13 protein-coding genes are annotated in these 17476 nt (G+C 60.3%); 6 read left to right on the plus strand and 7 right to left on the minus strand.

What is annotated here, in order from left to right; genetic code table 11:
- Position 1 precedes the first annotated feature (1 nt).
- Positions 2 to 796, plus strand: coding sequence for a dienelactone hydrolase family protein (locus tag EKH79_RS14585; RefSeq protein ID WP_126674570.1), 795 nt, complete (start codon positions 2 to 4; stop codon positions 794 to 796).
- A gap of 236 nt (positions 797 to 1032) precedes the next feature.
- Here EKH79_RS14585 and EKH79_RS14590 read toward each other — a convergent pair whose 3' ends face one another.
- The gene (locus EKH79_RS14590; RefSeq protein WP_126674571.1) at positions 1033 to 2037 is read right to left on the minus strand and encodes a polyprenyl synthetase family protein; all 1005 of its coding nucleotides are present in this window, start codon (positions 2035 to 2037) and stop codon (positions 1033 to 1035) included.
- Positions 2038 to 2229: 192 nt separating this feature from the next.
- On the opposite strand from EKH79_RS14590, the gene ssb reads away from it, so the two are divergent.
- Positions 2230 to 2733 (plus strand): single-stranded DNA-binding protein, encoded by a 504-nt coding sequence (gene ssb, locus EKH79_RS14595; RefSeq protein ID WP_126674572.1) that lies wholly within the window; start codon positions 2230 to 2232, stop codon positions 2731 to 2733.
- Positions 2734 to 2791: 58 nt separating this feature from the next.
- Here ssb and EKH79_RS14600 read toward each other — a convergent pair whose 3' ends face one another.
- Entirely contained in the window at positions 2792 to 4732 is a 1941-nt protein-coding gene (locus EKH79_RS14600) for an esterase/lipase family protein (protein WP_158621259.1), read from the minus strand.
- A gap of 50 nt (positions 4733 to 4782) precedes the next feature.
- Here EKH79_RS14600 and EKH79_RS14605 point away from each other — a divergent pair, with 50 nt between their 5' ends.
- Positions 4783 to 5805: an Lnb N-terminal periplasmic domain-containing protein gene (locus EKH79_RS14605; protein WP_425478521.1), complete on the plus strand. Its 1023-nt coding sequence runs from the start codon at positions 4783 to 4785 to the stop codon at positions 5803 to 5805.
- Between the two features lie 144 nt (positions 5806 to 5949).
- On the opposite strand, the gene EKH79_RS14610 is transcribed toward EKH79_RS14605, so the two are convergent.
- The 5 genes from EKH79_RS14610 to EKH79_RS14630 form a co-directional block, all read right to left on the minus strand.
- Entirely contained in the window at positions 5950 to 7929 is a 1980-nt protein-coding gene (locus EKH79_RS14610; RefSeq protein WP_126674573.1) for a M1 family metallopeptidase, read from the minus strand.
- A gap of 22 nt (positions 7930 to 7951) precedes the next feature.
- Positions 7952 to 9169, minus strand: coding sequence for an AGE family epimerase/isomerase (locus EKH79_RS14615; protein WP_126674574.1), 1218 nt, complete (start codon positions 9167 to 9169; stop codon positions 7952 to 7954).
- Positions 9166 to 10143 (minus strand): carbohydrate kinase family protein, encoded by a 978-nt coding sequence (locus EKH79_RS14620; RefSeq protein WP_199754337.1) that lies wholly within the window; start codon positions 10141 to 10143, stop codon positions 9166 to 9168. Before EKH79_RS14620 ends, EKH79_RS14615 begins: the two co-directional genes overlap by 4 nt.
- 75 nt (positions 10144 to 10218) lie before the next feature.
- Entirely contained in the window at positions 10219 to 11466 is a 1248-nt protein-coding gene (gene fucP, locus EKH79_RS14625) for an L-fucose:H+ symporter permease (RefSeq protein ID WP_233590371.1), read from the minus strand.
- 98 nt (positions 11467 to 11564) lie between these two features.
- Positions 11565 to 12617, minus strand: coding sequence for a LacI family DNA-binding transcriptional regulator (locus tag EKH79_RS14630; protein WP_126674577.1), 1053 nt, complete (start codon positions 12615 to 12617; stop codon positions 11565 to 11567).
- 151 nt (positions 12618 to 12768) lie between these two features.
- Here EKH79_RS14630 and EKH79_RS14635 point away from each other — a divergent pair, with 151 nt between their 5' ends.
- From EKH79_RS14635 to EKH79_RS14645, 3 genes are all read left to right on the plus strand, one after another.
- On the plus strand, positions 12769 to 15108 hold the full coding sequence (locus tag EKH79_RS14635; RefSeq protein WP_126674578.1) for a GH92 family glycosyl hydrolase: 2340 nt from the start codon (positions 12769 to 12771) through the stop codon (positions 15106 to 15108).
- A gap of 112 nt (positions 15109 to 15220) precedes the next feature.
- Positions 15221 to 17029 (plus strand): sensor histidine kinase, encoded by a 1809-nt coding sequence (locus EKH79_RS14640; protein WP_126674579.1) that lies wholly within the window; start codon positions 15221 to 15223, stop codon positions 17027 to 17029.
- Entirely contained in the window at positions 17026 to 17472 is a 447-nt protein-coding gene (locus EKH79_RS14645; protein ID WP_126674580.1) for a response regulator, read from the plus strand. The genes EKH79_RS14640 and EKH79_RS14645 overlap by 4 nt, the downstream gene beginning before the upstream one ends.
- Positions 17473 to 17476 lie beyond the last annotated feature (4 nt).

Consider the following 17476-nt stretch of genomic DNA (forward strand, 5'->3'; position numbering starts at 1 on the left):
CATGCGTTTCGTTCGATTGTGCTGTCTCGCATTACTGGCTGCTTTGAGTTTCACCGCACAGGCAAAAATGGTGCATCGCCCTGTGGAATGGACGCTCGACGGTACGCACTTCAAAAGTGTGCTGGTCTATGACGATGCCAGCAGCGCCAAACGTCCTGGTCTGGTGATGGTGCCGAACTGGTACGGCATCACCGACGTCGCGATAAAAAAAGCGGACATGATCGCCGGCAAGGATTACGTGATCCTGCTCACCGATATGTACGGTGAAAACGTGCGCCCCACGCCCGGCCACGCCGATCAGGCCCAGGCGGCAACCAAGCCGCTGTATGCCGATCGCGTGATGATGCGCAAGCGCATCAACGAAGCGCTTACGCAACTGAAGGCGCAAGCCAGCACGGCACCGATTGATCTCACCAAACTCGCGGCCATCGGTTTTTGCTTCGGTGGCACGACAGTGCTCGATCTGGCGCGCAGCGGTGCGGATGTGGCGGCGGTGGTGTCATTCCACGGTGGCTTGACCACCGACAATCCTGACTTGGCCAAGAACATCAAGGCACGCGTCTTGGCGATGAACGGCGCAGACGACAAAGGCACCATGCCTGACGCGGACAAGTTCATGGATGAAATGCGCGGCGGTTCGGCCGACTGGGAATTCCTGGTCATCGGCAATTCGGTGCATTGCTTCACCGAGACCGAAGAAAACTCGCCGGGCTGCAAGTACGACCCACGCGCCGCAGCGCGCAGCTATCGGTTGATGCACGATTGGCTGAATGCTGCTTTCAGCGGCAAACCTTAAAACATGTTCAAAATCTTCGCCGATTCGCGAAGAATCTAAGGGACTCGAAACCTGCCCCCTCCCCTACGTGCAGTAGGGGAGGGTTGGGGTGGGGTTAAGCCGTCACGTGTGCGGCAAGCTCGTGCAACCCCACCCCAGCCCTCCCCTGCTTGCAGGGGAGGGCGCGAATATCGCAGCAAGATTCGTCGCTAGTTAGCGAATCGTCGGCGCCTCCCCCGAACGGGGTTGAAGGCGAATCAGAACGTGCGTTGCACCGAATAGTCGGCGAGTGTCGCCAACGCCTCGCGATACGACGATGCCGGCAGCGATGCAAGCGCTTCACGTGCAGCACGCGCATGACGCATGGCGCATTCACGCGTGCGCTCGATGGCACCGGAGTCGTGAATCGCCTTCAGGATGTGGTCGAGCGAATCCAGGCCGCCGTGCTCGATCGCATGACGCATTTCGCGGGCTTCTTCGGTGCCCACGCGTTGCATGGCATAGATCAGCGGCAAGGTAGGTTTGCCTTCGGCCAGATCGTCGCCGATGTTCTTGCCCAGCGTGCGCGAATCGCTCACGTAGTCGAGCAAGTCGTCGGCGATCTGGAACGCGTAGCCCAGCTGCATGCCGTAGTGGCGCAGCGCCATCACCTGCGATTCGGGCAACCCGCCCAGTAGGCCGCCCAATTGCGTGGCCGCGGCAAACAGCACCGCGGTCTTGCGCTCGATCACAGCGAGATACGCCGCTTCATCGACATCGGCATTGCCGATATTGAGCAATTGCAGCACTTCGCCTTCGGCAATCGTATTGGTGGTGTCGGCGAGGATGCGCATGATGCGCATGTCGTCCAGTTCCACCATCAGCTGGAACGAGCGCGAGTAGAGGAAATCGCCGACCAGCACGCTGGCAGCATTGCCCCACAACGCGTTGGCCGTCTTGCGGCCGCGGCGCAGATCCGATTCGTCGACCACGTCGTCGTGCAACAGCGTGGAGGTGTGAATGAACTCGATGACCGTCGCCAGCTTGATGTGCTTGTCGCCGTTGTATCCCGCCGCGCCGGCGGCCAGGGCATGCAGCATCGGGCGAAGCCGTTTGCCACCGCTGGCGATGATGTGATCGGCGATCTGGTTGATCAGCACCACGTCGGAGGCCAGCCGTTGCCGGATCAGGGCATCGATCCGCTGCATGTCGCCTTCGGCCAGCGCACGCACGCTCGCAAAGTCGCCTACGGGTTCGATGGTCTGGAGAACGGAGGTGTTCATGAGGCGGGTGCTGGACATAGGTTCCAGATTATAGAGGGGCCGGCCGCATCCCGTGTGACTGCCTCCGGATTTTTACCCCGTGAAGGGCGGCCAAGGACGGCAAGCTGGTGGGGCGGTTCCCCGTAGCGGCCCTGAAACCCTATGTTACGATGACAAATCACACCGTTACACCGTACCGCTTGAGGTTATTTCATGGCACGTGGCATCAATAAAGTCATCCTGGTTGGAAACCTCGGCGCGGACCCGGAAGTCCGCTATACCGGCGGTGGCACTGCCATTGCCAGCCTGCGCATCGCTACCTCCGAGCAATGGACCGACAAGCAGAGCGGCCAGAAGCAGGAGCGTACCGAATGGCATCGTGTGAAACTTTTCGGCCGCCTGGCGGAGATCGCTGGCGAGTACCTGAAGAAGGGCCGTCAGGTATATATCGAAGGCTCCCTACGTACCGATAAATACACCGACAAAGACGGCGTCGAGCGCTACTCCACCGACATCATCGCTAATGACCTGCAGATGCTGGGCGGCGGCGGTGCCGAAGGCGGCGGTGCCCCGGGTGGTGGCGGTGGTTATCGTGAACGCCCGCAGGGCGGCGGCGCTCGCCAGGGTGGCGGCGATTACGCCAACGCGCCACAGCGCCAGTCCGCGCCGCCGATGGAAAGCAACAACAATTTCGACGATGACGATATTCCGTTCTGAGGGTCGCGATCGTCTAAACGTCTAAAACATCGCAGGGGCCGCAAGGCTCCTGCTTTTTTTATGGCGAAGTCACGGGCTGATCCTGGCACGGCACACGCTCCTTGCCCGGTGGCTGCAGGCAGTGGAGCTGGGCGGCATGCAGGCGAAGAATGCGGCGCAGCTCGATGATGGCCTGTGGCGTGTCTTGCACGTTGTGCCACGCAGGAACGGCAAGCTCGGAATCGGCACCGTCAAGGTGCGCGCTGGCGTAGGGCACCACGCCGTCGTCCGAATCGTTCAACGGACCCTTCAATTTATAGACGCCCACGATGGTGTGGTAGTGCACCGTGGGCGATATCGGTAGTGTGCTGGACGCTTTGATGAAGGGATCGGTATCGCTGAGGTTGTCGATGCTGTTGGGCACGCGCGTGGCTGTGTCGCCGCTCGCTGCTTTGCCTTGCATCGCATCCGTCAGGTTCTTGCTTTGTTCCAGCAAGGTGACGGGCAAGCGGATCAAGTTGCCGATCCAGCGCGCGAGTTTCCATTGCGCGACAGGCGTGCCTCGATGCGGCGCGGCGAGAAAGACCGCGCGCGTCACCTGTGGCATCGGCTCAAATTGCAGATAGGGTGCAAGCACCTGCCGCACTTTTTGTTTTTTTTCGGGCGTCAGATCGTTACGTTCCGGTACCGCAACCCACAATTTGTCGCCGCTGGATGAAACCAGCAGGCGCGCAATCACGCCACCCATGCTGTGCCCAATCAGCACGATGTGTTGGGATGCGACGGCGTGCCCCGTGGGATCGAAGTGATGAATGGTCTCCTCAATCACCTTGCTGATCTGCAAACGATTCACCGCCACGGGCTGATTGGTGGGGTAATACACCTCCCACACCTGATACGTGCGGCGCAGTTGTTCGTCGCCCATCACTTCGTTGACGACATTGATCCACGCTTCCGGACTGCTGGCCAGCCCATGCAGCATGATCACGGTCAGCCGGTTCGGATCGTACGGTTGCATCAACAGCACTTCAGGCTTGGTGATCCCGCCGCGCCCGAGCAGCGAACGGATCGACTGCGTCGCGAAACCCGAACGCGCCAGCCACACACCGTAAGGCGCCGTGAAATTGGCGGCGAGCGGAATGGTTTGATGGTCGAGTGTGATGGCGCTGTCGACGTAGGGATTCTTCGCAAAAAGGCGCACATCATGCGTGCCGAGGACATCGCTTAATGTATCGCCCGGAAATTCCAGGATGGCAGTCAGCGGCACATAGTTGGGTTCGCGCCATGGCTGATCCGTGTCGGGTGGCGGCGAACCGATGGCGACGAATTCCGAACCGAAGCCGTCGCGCCGATAGACATTGCGTAAACCGCTGAATCGCAGTCCTTCGGCAGGGATCAGTTCTTTCGGGATGTAGTCGCCCGAGCCGAGGTAAACATCGGTACTTGGCTTGAGCAGATTCCAGCCGGCGATGGCCCGGCTGTTCCAGTCAGTACCGAGTTCAGGGAGTAACTTGAAGAAGCTGCCGACAGCTTGCTGCGTGGCGTAGTTGTAGAAATCCAGCACCTGCGATTGCCGTGTTTCGAAAGCGCGCTCGCCAGGATTGCGCGGGGTATAGAAAAGATAGGCATAGGCATAGCGTGCCGACTGCAGGTACGCATCGACGGCGGGATCGCTTACCTGCTGACTACCGTCGGCACTATCGCGCTGGATCGCATACGAAAGCCACAGCTCGGCCAAGGCGGAAAGACGGCGTTCGTCGTCCAGGCCATCGGAAAGCAGTAGCGTGTTGGTGCAACGGGTGAAATTCGCGGCGCACTCGTCGCGGTTGAGCGCCACCACGTTGAGTGTTTGCAAGGTGCCATCGCTCAACTTGCGCGTGCTGAGCACATCGCTGCGGCGCTGGGTGGCGTATTCCTTGGGTGTGACGTGATGCACCCCGACCATGTCGCAGCCGGCCATCAAAGCTAGGGCTGCGATGGCAACGACATGAGCGATCCAATGGGAGTTGCGGCCTTTCATCAATTCTTCTCTGGCAAGAAAGCAGGATGAGCGGTCGTTGCCGGTCTATTATCCATACATCGGCGAGGGGGAGAGCTGGCATGGTGATCATGCGATGGATTCTTTACGTGCTGATTGTGCTGGTCGCCGTGATCTCTGGCGGATGGGCCGCGTTGGCCCTTTGGTATCAGGCGCCGGGTGGTCCCGTGGTCAGAACCATGGCAGCAGTTGCCTGGGTCATCTTTGTTTTGACCGTCCTGGCCTTGATATGGGCCAAACGCGGCGGTGTGCCTATTGCAGCGTATGTGTTGGCCTATGTGATCCTGCTGGCGTGGTGGGGCACCATCGCGCCGTCCAATCATCGTGAATGGGCCGACGATGTCTCGCGTATGCTGGCGGGCCAGGTCGATGGCAATCGCGTCACGCTCTACAACGTGCGCAACTTCAACTGGCGTACGGATGATGATTACGACGCGCGCTGGGAAACGCGAAGCTACGATCTCGATCAGCTTTCGACGGCCGATGTCATTCTCTCTTCGTGGGGCGTCCCCGGCATTTCGCATGCGCTGATCTCGTTCGGCTTCAACGACGGTTCGCATGTGGTTTTTTCGGTGGAAATCCGGCGTAGGAAAGGGCAGTCGTTCTCATCGATCGGTGGGTTCTTCAAGCAATTCGAAAGCACCATCGTTGCCGCCGATGAGCACGACATCATTCGCGTGCGCACCAATGTGCGTAACGAGACCGATCACCTGTATCGATTGCGCATGGACAAGACCGCGATGCGCAGCCTGTTCCTGGCGTACGTGCAGGAAGCGAATGAACTGGGTGCCAAACCGGCGTTCTACAACACCGTCACGTCCAACTGCGTGACCATTGTGTACGGCATGGCCAAGCAGATCGATCCGGGTCTTCCCTACGATTACCGTTTGCTGCTGACGTCGTATTTGCCGAGTTATCTGTATCAGGTGGGTGCGTTGGATACGCGCTATCCGCTGGCGGTGCTTACGCAACAGGGCGATATCACGGCACGTGCCCGTGCAATCGGTCCTGGTGATGATTTCTCGCGCGCCATACGCACACCGCCCGAACCTTGACGCAACGACAGCGCAACTCCCTCCCCTACGTGCAGTAGGGGAGGGTCGGGGTGGGGTGAAGCCTTCCATTTTGCGGCAAGCTCGTGCGACCCCACCCCAGCCCTCCCCTGCAAGCAGGGGAGGGAGTTGATGCGTAGAGTTTTTTTACTTGATGGTGAAGGTGTTATTGCTGCGATCCACATCCGGAATCGCATGATCCGGATCGATGGTGGCCGACTTCACCGCCTTGCTGCCATCCACGCGGATGACATAGCTACGGTGCATCATCCACGTTTCCACGGGAACGCGAACGTCCTGCTTGCTGCCGTCGGTGTAAACCACTTCCAGCATCGAAGGCATCACAAGCTTGTCGAGGTTGGCGACGGTGACGAGCGCGCCCTTGCGCCAGTCGCCGTCCACTGCAGCCACATCTTGCACGGCCAGATCAAGCTTCCAGTTGTATTCGTACCAGCCGCGCCAGAACCAGCTCAGATCTTCGCCCGTTTCGCTTTCCATGAAGCGGAAGAAGTCCGACGGGCTGGGATGCTTGTACGCCCAGGTCTGGATGTATTTGCGGAACGCTGGATCGAAACGTTCCGGCCCGATGATCTGCTCGCGCAGCAGCACCAGACCGTAAGCGGATTTGAAATACGTCACCGGGTGACGGTACTTCTCCGGAATCTGATCCGCGCGTGTCAGCAACGGCGGTGCATCCGCATCGGTCAGCACCTTGACGATTTCATCCGCCGGGTTGCCATGACCCGGCGCGTATTCCGGATCGCGCTTGGGTGCGTATTCGCCGTGATTGAAGCTGTCCGCTTCATACACGTCGATGAAGGTGTTGAAGCCTTCATCCATCCACGCATTGCGGCGCTCGTCGGTGCCGACGATCATCGGGAACCACGTGTGACCGATCTCGTGCGCGATCAGCGCATGCAGATCGCTGCCCTTCGCTTCTTTCGAATCGAACGTGATGCTCGGGTATTCCATACCGCCCGCCGAGCCGGCTTCGTTGATCGCTACCGTGTAAGGGTAGGGATACCACTGCTTCGAAAAGTATTCGGTCGATGCCTTGACGTATTCGGTAGCGCGGCCCCATGCGCCGTCACCGGCGCTTTCGACGGGATAGGCCGATTCGGCCAGCGCCGTCTTGCCGTTCGGCAGATTGATGCGCGCTGCGTCCCAGATAAATGCCTTCGACGCGCCGAACACCGCATCGCGGCTGTTCTGGATGCGGAAATGCCACGTCAGCGTGCCGCTTTGTTTCGGACGCGTGTTGGGATCGTTCACTTCATCGGCCGAACGAATCATCACCGTCTTGTCGCTGTGACGCGCTTGCTCCAGCCGCTGCAATTCGGTCTTGGTCAACACGTCCTGCGGATTGAGCAGATCGCCGGAGCCGACGACGATCATGTCCCACGGCACCGTCACCGAATAATCGTAGTCGCCGTATTCGAGATAGAACTCGTTGTTGAGATACGGATCGGTCGTCCACCCGCGCAGGTCGTCGTACACGCACATGCGCGGATACCACTGCGCGATCTCGAAGATGTCGCCGTTCTTGGTCGGGTTTACATCCGTACGACCGCCGAATTCACCCGGCACCGTGTAGTAGTAACTGATGTGCAGACGCAACTTGCCATCGTGCGCCTTCAACGCTTCGGGCAAGCGCACCTGCATGCGCGTATCGGCGATTACCCAATCGGCTTTCTGCAGCTTGCCGCCAGCGCCTTCGACTTCGACGGAGACGATGTGCTCGCCGTCCGTGAACTGGGCCGGAAACTTGCCCGCGCCGAATGCGCCGCGCGCATCGGTGCGATAACGATTCTGTTCCACCTGCAGCCACAGCACGTCCAGATCGTCCGGGCTGTGGTTGGTGTACGTGATGACTTCCTCGCCGGTCAGCTTGCGCGAAGCCGGTTCGAGCGTCGCCTTGATCTGATAATCCGCACGGTTCTGCCAGAACAGCGGTCCCGGCTTGCCGCTGGCGGTGCGAAAAGCGGTGGCCGATTGCGGATAGACGAACGGCGCGAATGTCTGCAGCGGTTCGTAGTTGGAGATCGGCGCCGTCTGCGCCGCAAACGCGGCGCTGGAAGCGAATAGCAAAGCTGCGGTGAGCGGGCGAAGCGTGGTCAGACGGCGCATGGGTGTCTCGGGGATGAGGAGTTTAGGGAACGCCGCCGGACCGGATCAGGGCAAGCACTTCGTAGCACGCGCCCATCGTGTGGTAGTCGGTTTTGCCGGCAGGACTTTTCTCGTCGCTATAGGAGCGATTGTCCCGCGTGAGGATGCGGAACCACGCGCCGTAGCGATGATCCACCAGATGCTCCCACGCATAGGCCCACAGCTTCCCATACCATTCGTCATAGACGGGCATGTTGGTGTGCGAGTGAAGCAGGGCGGCGGCGGCCAGCGATTCGGCCTGCACCCAGAAATATTTGTCGTCGTCGCAGATCTTGCCATCCGGCGCGAAGCCGTAGCACAGGCCGCCGTATTGCTTGTCCCAGGAGCGCGTCACCGCTGTGTCGAACAGGTGACGTGCGGTGGGTACGAGCCAGGTTTCCTCGCGGCCGCGTTCCAGCAGCAGCGGCTCCATGATCAGCAGCAGCTTCGCCCATTCTGTTTGATGTCCGGGCTGGAAACCCCACGGACGGAACAAATGCTTCGGGTCGTCGCGGTGGTAGTCCCAGTCGATCGTCCAGTCCGTATGGTAGTGCTCCCACACCAGGCCGCCCGCGAGTTCGGCCTGACGGCGCGTCATCGCATGGGCGAGCGTCAGTGCGCGATCGAGATAGCGCGGATCGTCGCTGGCCTGATACGCGGCAAGCATCGCTTCGCACATGTGCATGTTGGCGTTCTGGCCGCGATAGTCGCTGAATTTCCAGTTCGCATCGGCTTCGTCGCGATAAAGATCGTTGCTCGGATCCCAGTAACGCTGTTCCAGCAGATGCCAGGTTTCATCCATCCAGCCGGCCGCTTCGGAAATGCCTGCTTTCAGCGCGGTGGAGTAGGCGAGCAGCACGAACGCCACGCCGTAGGCGTGATTGGTGCGGTCTTCCGGCTTGCCATCGCGAATGGTCCACGCGTAACCGCCCGTTACTGGGTCGCGATGCACATCGCGCAGATAGCGCAAACCATGTCGCGCGGCGCGAATGTATTCATCGTTGCCGAATTCGATCGCGCCCATCGCATAGTTGAAAACAAAACGCGTGCTGCTCACCAGATGACGGTGACTGGTGTCGTACACCGTGCCGTCATCGCGAAAGTAGTGGAAAAAACCGCCTGCAGGATCGATGGCGCGCGGATGATAAAAGGCCATCGTTTTTGCGATGTGGTCGCGCAGAAACGCTTCGGAGCGGAAATCCGGCAAGTCCGGCGTTGTCATGCGTGTGTCTCCATAAAATGTTCGACCTCAACCCGATCAGGCATGGCAGCAAACGAACCGTGCTTGGTCACGGCGAGCGCACCGCACGCGCTTGCGAAGCGCAGCGCGGCATGCAGGCGAGGCAAGGTGCCGATCCAGGCGTCGAGGTTTTCAGTCGTGATGTCTTGTTCGGCCAGCTGATGCAGGAAACCGCCGACGAAAGCGTCGCCCGCACCCGTGCTGTCGACCATCGGAACGTTGTAGCTGGGCAACTCGCCATCTGCATCCGGGTGATACCAGCGCATGGCATGTGGACCGTCCGTCACTACCAGCAAACGCGTGTGACCGCGCCACAGGCGATCGAGCATTGCCTGTTCGCCTTCGACGGCGAGCCAATCGAATTCCTCGGCGCTCAGCTTCACGATATCCGCCTGATGCAGTGCAGGCCACGCGTAATGGCGAGGCTCCACGCCCATCGGCCAAAGCGCCGGGCGCAGGTTCAGATCGAAGCTGACCAGCGCGCCCGTGCGACGTGCGCGATGCATGGCTTCCATCGTCGTCGCTGCGAGGTTTGGATCGGTCAGGCTGTTGGAGCAGGCGTGAAAAGCCGCCGTGTTGTCGAACGTCTGCTCGCGAAAATGTTCCGGGCGGAACAGCAAATCGGCCGCCGGTGGACGGTAGAAACTGAAGCTGCGTTCGCCGTGCGGATCGAGCGTGACGAAAGCCAGCGCAGTATTCGCTTCGGCAGTGCGTGCCACATCGATCGTGTCGACGCCGAGTTCCTGCAGGCTGTGCAGGAGGAAATCACCGAAGCGATCGAGCGCGAGCATGCCGGCAAAGCGCGAGTGGTTGCCCAGTCGCGCCGCAGCGACAGCGACGTTGGCTGGTGCACCACCGGCGAAGGGCAGGAACTGGCGTGCGAAACCATGGCCGTCGTTGCCTTCGCCGTGCATATCGATCAAAGCCTCGCCGAAGCAGAGGATGGAACGTTTCATCAAGTAAACCCCAGTACGTCATGAAGCCGCGTGCCTTCGCAGCGGACGAGTTGCGTGATAGTCAACGGCCGGCACTCACTGTTGTGCATCGACCGGAGCAGTGCGGATATACGACCCGCGCATGCCATAGAAAACGATGTAGGCGTAGCAAAGCAACGGCAGAACAAAGGCGTGTTGAATGCCGATGTTGTCCGCCAGAAAACCTTGCAGAAACGGCAACACCGCGCCACCGACGATCGCCATGATCAACAAGCTCGACGCTTTGCCGGTCAGCGGACCCATGCGCTCGATGCCGAGCGAGAAAATCGTCGGGAACATGATCGAGTTGAACAGGCCGATCGCTACGATGCTGTACATCGCCGTATCGCCGCTCGTTGTGATGGTGGTCAGCAGCAACAAGATGTTGACGCTTGCGAAGATGGCCAGCAGCTTGCGCGGTGAGAAAGCAGCGAGCAATGCCGAACCCAGGAAGCGCCCGACCATCGCGCCGCCCCAGTAAAGCGACACGTAATGCGCGGCTTCCTGATCGCTCATGTGGCCGATGCTCGGCTGCGCCAGGTAATTCACCATGAAGCTGCCGATCGATACTTCGGCGCCAACGTAGAAGAAGATGCCAAGTACGCCAAACAATACGTGCGGATAACGCAACGCATCGAGCAAGCTGTGGCGGTCGGTGTCGGCCTGCTCCGTGGTCTCTTCCAATTTAGGCAGGCGAAAAATCCACACGAACACCGCAAGCAGAACCAGCACGACGGCAAGGCCAATGTATGGCGTCTGCACCGACTGCGCTTCTTGCGCGCGATAAAGCGTTTGCTGACTGGCAGAAAGAGCCGCAATTTCGCTGGCGCTTTTTACTTTGGTGGAAAGAATCAGCAAGCTGCCGAACCATGGCGCAATCGTTGTGCCGAGCGAATTGAGCGCTTGCGCCAACGTGAGGCGGCTGGAGCTGGTTCGCTCCGGCCCCAACAAAGCGACATATGGATTGGCGGCAACCTGCAACACCGTAATGCCGGTAGCAAGCACAAACAGCGCACCGAGAAATGCCGGATAAAGCCGCAAACCTGCAGCGGGCCAGAAACCTACTGCGCCGATGCCCGCAATGATCAATCCGGCAACGATACTTTTCTTGTATCCCAAATGAGCCACCACTCGTCCAGCCGGTAGCGACATCAGGAAATACGCGCCGAAGAACGTGAACTGCACGAGCATGACCTGCGCGTAGCTCAACTCAAAAACGGCTTTCAGGTGCGGAATCAGGATGTCATTGAGGCAGGTCAGAAACCCCCACATGAAAAAGACCGTCGTGATAACGGTCAACGCCATCGGGTAGTACGTGTAACGGTTGTCTTCGGAGCCTGTCGTCTTCACCGCGGAAGATGGCGACGTTGGAGCAGTAAAAGCCATGGTGATTTCCGTGTGAATCAGGCGTGGTGTGGTGGGCAGCTGCTGGCGCGTACGAGCAGTTGCACGGGAACGATGGTTTGGCGGGATGATGACGACGGTTCCTGCAGGCGCTGCAGAATAAGTTCTGCGGCCTGACGTCCTCGTGCACGCGGCGTTACTGCCAGCGTGGTGAGCGGTGGCGCGCTGACGGCAGCTTCGGCAATGTCATCGAAGCCGGTGAGGGCGAAATCGCGACCCGGTTGCAGACCGCGCTGATGCAGACCAAGCATCAGACCCAATGCCACCGCATCGTTGTAGCAAACGGCGGCAGTCGGCGCGGCGTTGCCTGCAAACAGCTGCTCGCATTGCGCAACAGCGTCCAGGCGATTGGGAAGGCATTCCACCATCCCGTTCGGTTCGATCGGCAAGCCGGCGGCCTGCATCGCCTCGGTGTAACCGGCACGACGTTGACGGCAGGAACTCGATCCGCCGTGGCCGCCGTAAAACGCGATGCGTTGGTGGCCTTGCCCAATCAGATGTTCGGTGGCCAGTCGCGCGCCGCGCTGGTTGTCCAGGGTGAGGCGATCCCAGTGCGCACATGCTGCCGTGTTGCCGCTGACTTCGCGATTGAACAGCAGCACCGGCGTGGTGGCCCCTACGGCCGCTAGTAGCTGTGCGGCATCGCTGCCTTCGGCGGGGGAGAGAATGATGCCTGCAGGACCATGCTCCATCAGCGAGCCCAGCACGGCCTGCTCGCGCTCGGTCGATTCACTGGTGCTGCCCAGCAGCGTGACGTACCCCGCATTTCCCAGGATTTCGTCCACACCGGCCGCAAATTCGGCGAAGAACGGGTTGGCAAGATCGTTCAGCACCAGTGCGATGCTGGACGACGTGCGTCGGCGAAGATTCGCCGCGGCGCGGTTATAGACATAACCCTGCCGCCGCAGCTCCTCTTCCACCCGCGCGCGCGTATGCTTGTTGACCAAGGGGCTCCCGCGCAGGACGAGCGAGACCGTTGCGCGGGAGACGTCGCAACCCGCGGCAATGTCGCTAAGTGTGACCTTACGGCCGACCGGCGATGTGTTCCCCATTTATGCCCGATCCTTGCTTTTGGAACGATCCAAATTTACCTGAAACGGCAGGTTTGCGATCACGCAGTGCAGCATGCGTACGAAATCGGCCGGTGTTAGTTTGCGCCATTTAGAACGATCCAAACTCCCCTCCCCACGGATTTGAGCCCCGATGAACCGCTTTGTGCTTTGTTCTTCGCTCTTCGTACTAACCGGATTGTTGAGTGTACCGGCTGCCAGCGTCGCCGCGGCACCGGGGGGCCAGCACGCCGATGAAGTGGACCCGCGCATCGGCACCGGCGGCGACGGCCACCTGTTCCCCGGCGCGACCGTCCCCTTCGGCATGATCCAGCTCTCGCCCGACACCGCCATGCCGGACTTCAAGCATGCCTATAAGTGGGCAGCTGGTTACCAGTATGGCGATCCGACGATCATGGGCTTCTCCCATACGCACTTTTCGGGCTCGGGGCATTCCGACCTGGGCGATGTCCTGGTCATGCCCATCGCGGGCGATGTGAAGCTCGATCCGGGCGATGAGAAAGTACCCGGCAGCGGCTATCGCTCGCGCTTTGATCACGCCACCGAAGTGGAGCATCCGGGCTATTACGCCGTCACGCTGAGCGACTACGGCGTGCGCGCCGAACTCACCGCCACGCAGCGCGTGGGCTGGCATCGCTACACCTTTCCAACGGGCAAGCCGGCGCATGTGTTGCTTGATCTGCGTCCGAGCATCTACGACTACGCGGGCAAGGTGCTTTGGTCGAACCTGCAGGTTCGTGCGGATGGCACTGTGACCGGATGCCGCACCACCCGTGGTTGGGCACCAGGGCGCGAATTGTGTTTTGCGATGCGCTTCAATCAGCCGATGACCTCTCGTGAGTTGTACAACCGCGAGACGGATCTTCTCTACAAGGGCTTCAAGGGGCCAGGCAATCAGCCGGTCGATCAAAATGCGCAGAACGGTCGCGCGATCGTCGGCGTGTTCGACTTCGGTGATCTGAAGCAGCCGTTGCTGGTGAAGGTTGCGATTTCACCGGTCAGCGAAGCGAACGCCATCGCCAACCTCGACAAAGACGGCCAAGGCTGGGCATTCGACCAGCATCGCGATGAAGCCAATGCTGCATGGAACAAGGCACTGGCAGCGATCGACGTCGATGGTTCTCCGACGCAGCGCACGCAGTTCTACACCGCGCTGTATCACTCCTTGATGGCGCCGAATCTGGCGATGGATGCCAATGGCGACTATCGCGGCCCTGATCATCAAGTGCATCACGCGGACGGTTTCAATTTCTATTCCAGCTGGTCGATGTGGGATGTGTACCGCGCACAGCAACCGCTGTTGATCCTGCTGCATCCGGATCGCACCGTCGACTTCGTGCGTTCGATCATTGCTGCGCAGGAAGCCAGCCCGTTCCACATGCTGCCGGTGTGGGCATACGAAGGCCTGGAAACATGGTGCATGACGGGCTATCACGCCGTTGCCATCATCTCGGATGCGTATGTGAAAGGCATTCGCGGTTTCGATGCCGACAAAGCTATGCATGCGATGGTGTCGACTGCCACATACGGCGATTACGGCGATCTGGCCGACTACATGAAGCTCGGTTACGTGCCCATCGACAAGGAAGTGGAGGGCGGTTCCAAGACGCAGGAATATGCCTACGACGACTGGGCCATCGCGCAGATGGCCAAGGCGATGGGCAAGAACGACATCTACAACACCTTCGAAAAGCGCGCGACGTACTGGCGCAACGTGTGGGATCCGAAAACCGGTTTCATGCGCGCGAAGTTGAGCGACGGCCAGTTCCGCGAACCGTTCGATCCGGCGAGTGCGGGCTACGGTGACGACTACACCGAAGCCAACGCCTGGCAGTATTCCTGGTACGTGCCGCAAGACGTGGCCGGCCTGGTCACTGCGATGGGTGGCGACAAGGCCTTCACCGACAAGCTCGACCAGATGTTCGATGCCAAGGTCGATCCGGCGATCTTCAAGGATGTGGAAGACATCACCGGCCTGATCGGCTGGTACGCGCACGGCAACGAACCGAGCCATCACATCGCCTATCTCTACGATTACGCCGGCGAGCCGTGGAAGACACAGCAGCGCCTCAAGCAGATCATGGATAACGAATACGGTCCGGGGCCGGCCGGTTTGATCGGCAATGACGATCTCGGCCAGATGTCTGCCTGGTACATCTTCACGGCGTTGGGTTTTTACCCCGTCACGCCGGCGAGCACCGAGTACGCCATCGGGCGCCCGTTCGTGCCGCGTGCCGCGATCCACCTGAGCAACGGCCATACGTTCACCGTTACGGCCTCGCCGATGGATAACGACCATCCCTATGTGGGCGCGGTCACGCTCAACGGTAAACCGCTCGATCGCGTGTACCTGAAGCACGCCGACATTCTTGCCGGCGGTGAACTGCATTTCACGATGCAGGCCGAGCCGAACAAGACGTGGGGGCAGGATATTTCCGCACGCCCGACTGCGATGAGCCCTTACACGCACTAACCCTTCACATTCCCGCGAGCTGGCCAGCCCTTCCGGGGGCTGGTCAGTGGCGTGCAAAACTGCGCAGAATGCATGCATCATGCCGGATGTGCAGCGGTAGCAAGGGCCGTCAATGATCCGTGGGAAGGTGCGACAAGTAGCTGCCTTGCGCTGGCGTACCGCCGGCCTGCTGCTTGCCGTACTCGTCATTGTGGCGCTGCCCTACATGATTACTCGCGGCGGCGCCCAGCAATCCCTCACTGCCGGAGAGTTGGTAACTCGCTCTGCCGAAGTGGAGGCGACGGTGTATCGCATCGCCGACCAGACGCACGATAGCGAGTCGGCCATCTTCCATCTGCTCGAGAACGACCCGTTTGCGCACGCCCAGTCCATTGCACAGAGCGCGGAAAAAACCGTGCCTCCGCTGCTGGAGAGACTGCGCGCGCTGACCGCCGACGATGCCAGCCAACAGCATTTGGTCGACCAACTGGCCGCCGTGGAAAACGGCCGCCTCGCCCTGATGCACAAAGCGTTTCAGAACTATCAGCAAAACGATCACACCGGCGCCGATCAGGCCATGAGCGACGCCAACGCGTTGTTCCGGGTCGACGACATCGCGGGGATGATCGTCGAGAACGCGCGGCAGCAGCTCGAACAGCGGCAGGAACGCGCCACGCAGCAATCGATCAACAATCGCCTCGTATTGGCGCTCACGGCCGCCGCGCAGTTGCTGATGCTGACCATCGTGGTAGTGGTGTCGGAGCGGCAGATTGGCAGACGCCTGCGTGCCGAGATCGGCGAGCGCGAAGCGGTGCAGCGTTCCCAGTTGATCTTTCAGGCCGTGCGCGAGCCGATCGCACTGCTCGACAACAATCTGCGCACGCTGCTGGTGAATGCAGCCTTCAGCGAGTTGTACGGCGTGTCGGAAAACAGCCATGCCGAATACCTCGACGACATCGGCCAGGGCGCGTGGATGGACGAAGTGCTGCAGCAGCGCTTGCGCGATGTTTTGCTGCGCGATCGCGAGCTGTGGGACTACGAACTGACTCAACGCACCATCGACGGCATCGAGCGGCATGTCGTCATCAATGCGCGGCGACTGCAGCAGCAGGACAGCGACAATCCGTCGCTGCTGTTGACCGTCAGCGATGTCACGGCACGCGCGCTGGTCGAACAACAAGTCAAAGAGCTCAATCATCAGCTCGAAGGTAAGGTCGCTCAGATCACTGACGTCAACCGCGAGCTCGAAGCTTTCAGCTATTCCGTTTCACATGATCTTCGCGCGCCGTTGCGGCATATCGCCGCGTTCGCGCAGAAACTGGAACACCATCTGGGTGGGGAGGTCGACGACACCACCCACCATTACCTGGGTGTGATTCGCGACGCATCGCGACGCATGGCGCAGCTGATCGACGATCTTCTCGTGTTTTCTCGTCTCGGCCGTGGCGCCTTGCGATTGCAGGGCGTCGACATGCAAACCCTCGTCGAAGAAGCGCGCGTGCTCTGCGAGTCGGACGCGCACGGCCGGCACATCGCCTGGGATATCGAAGCGTTACCGGTCGTGGTGGGCGATGAAAACATGCTCCGCACGGTGTGGCAGAACCTGCTCGGCAACGCCGTGAAATACACCGGGCAGCGCGATGTGGCGAAGATCCATGTCTCGGTCAGGCGTGACGATACCGGCAACTACGTGTTCACGATTTCCGACAACGGTGCCGGCTTCGATATGCGCTACGTTGACAAACTATTTGGTGTATTTCAGCGCCTGCACAAAGCGAGCGAATTCGCAGGCAATGGAATTGGTTTGGCGAATGTGCGGCGCATCATCATGCGACATGGCGGCCAGGTCTGGGCAGAAGGCGAGCCCGGACAAGGCGCACGTTTTCACTTCACGCTTTCGGCGATTGAGCCGCCGGATGCACAACAGTGGTTATCACCATGAAACACAGTCCGCTACGCACCATTCTTTTGGTGGAAGACAGCCTCGTCGATGCCGAAATGACCATGGACGCCTTGCGCGAAGCCAACCTGGCCAATCCCGTCACGCATGTGGAAGATGGCGTCGAATGCCTGGACTGGCTCTATGCACGCGGCGCGTTCGCCGGTCGCGGCGAGGAAGACCCGGCCGTGGTGCTGCTGGATATCAAGATGCCGCGCCTGGATGGTCTGGAAGTGCTCACCCAGATGCGCGCGGATGAACGTTTCCGCCGCACGCCAGTGGTCATCCTGTCCTCCTCGCGCGAGGAGAGCGACCTGATCCGCAGCTGGGACCTGGGCGTAAACGCTTACGTTATGAAACCCGTGGATGTTTCGCAGTTTTTCCAGGCCGTGCGGACGCTGGGTCAGTTCTGGGCGGTGCTCAATCAGGCGCCCGAGCAGGATTGATGCA

This window comes from Dyella dinghuensis (assembly GCF_003977615.1).
In the GTDB taxonomy this organism is placed as follows: Bacteria; Pseudomonadota; Gammaproteobacteria; order Xanthomonadales; family Rhodanobacteraceae; genus Dyella_B; species Dyella_B dinghuensis.

Bases quoted from the DNA above. Each gene is read 5' to 3' on its own strand.
- EKH79_RS14645 (WP_126674580.1), top strand. From the start codon at position 17,026: ATGAAACACAGTCCGCTACGCACCATTCTTTTGGTGGAAGACAGCCTC.
- EKH79_RS14630 (WP_126674577.1), bottom strand. From the start codon at position 12,617: ATGGGGAACACATCGCCGGTCGGCCGTAAGGTCACACTTAGCGACATT.
- EKH79_RS14610 (WP_126674573.1), bottom strand. From the start codon at position 7,929: ATGCGCCGTCTGACCACGCTTCGCCCGCTCACCGCAGCTTTGCTATTC.
- EKH79_RS14585 (WP_126674570.1), top strand. From the start codon at position 2: ATGCGTTTCGTTCGATTGTGCTGTCTCGCATTACTGGCTGCTTTGAGT.
- fucP (WP_233590371.1), bottom strand. From the start codon at position 11,466: ATGGCGTTGACCGTTATCACGACGGTCTTTTTCATGTGGGGGTTTCTG.
- EKH79_RS14635 (WP_126674578.1), top strand. From the start codon at position 12,769: ATGAACCGCTTTGTGCTTTGTTCTTCGCTCTTCGTACTAACCGGATTG.
- EKH79_RS14640 (WP_126674579.1), top strand. From the start codon at position 15,221: ATGATCCGTGGGAAGGTGCGACAAGTAGCTGCCTTGCGCTGGCGTACC.
- EKH79_RS14590 (WP_126674571.1), bottom strand. From the start codon at position 2,037: ATGAACACCTCCGTTCTCCAGACCATCGAACCCGTAGGCGACTTTGCG.
- EKH79_RS14615 (WP_126674574.1), bottom strand. From the start codon at position 9,169: ATGACAACGCCGGACTTGCCGGATTTCCGCTCCGAAGCGTTTCTGCGC.
- ssb (WP_126674572.1), top strand. From the start codon at position 2,230: ATGGCACGTGGCATCAATAAAGTCATCCTGGTTGGAAACCTCGGCGCG.
- EKH79_RS14600 (WP_158621259.1), bottom strand. From the start codon at position 4,732: ATGAAAGGCCGCAACTCCCATTGGATCGCTCATGTCGTTGCCATCGCA.
- EKH79_RS14620 (WP_199754337.1), bottom strand. From the start codon at position 10,143: ATGAAACGTTCCATCCTCTGCTTCGGCGAGGCTTTGATCGATATGCAC.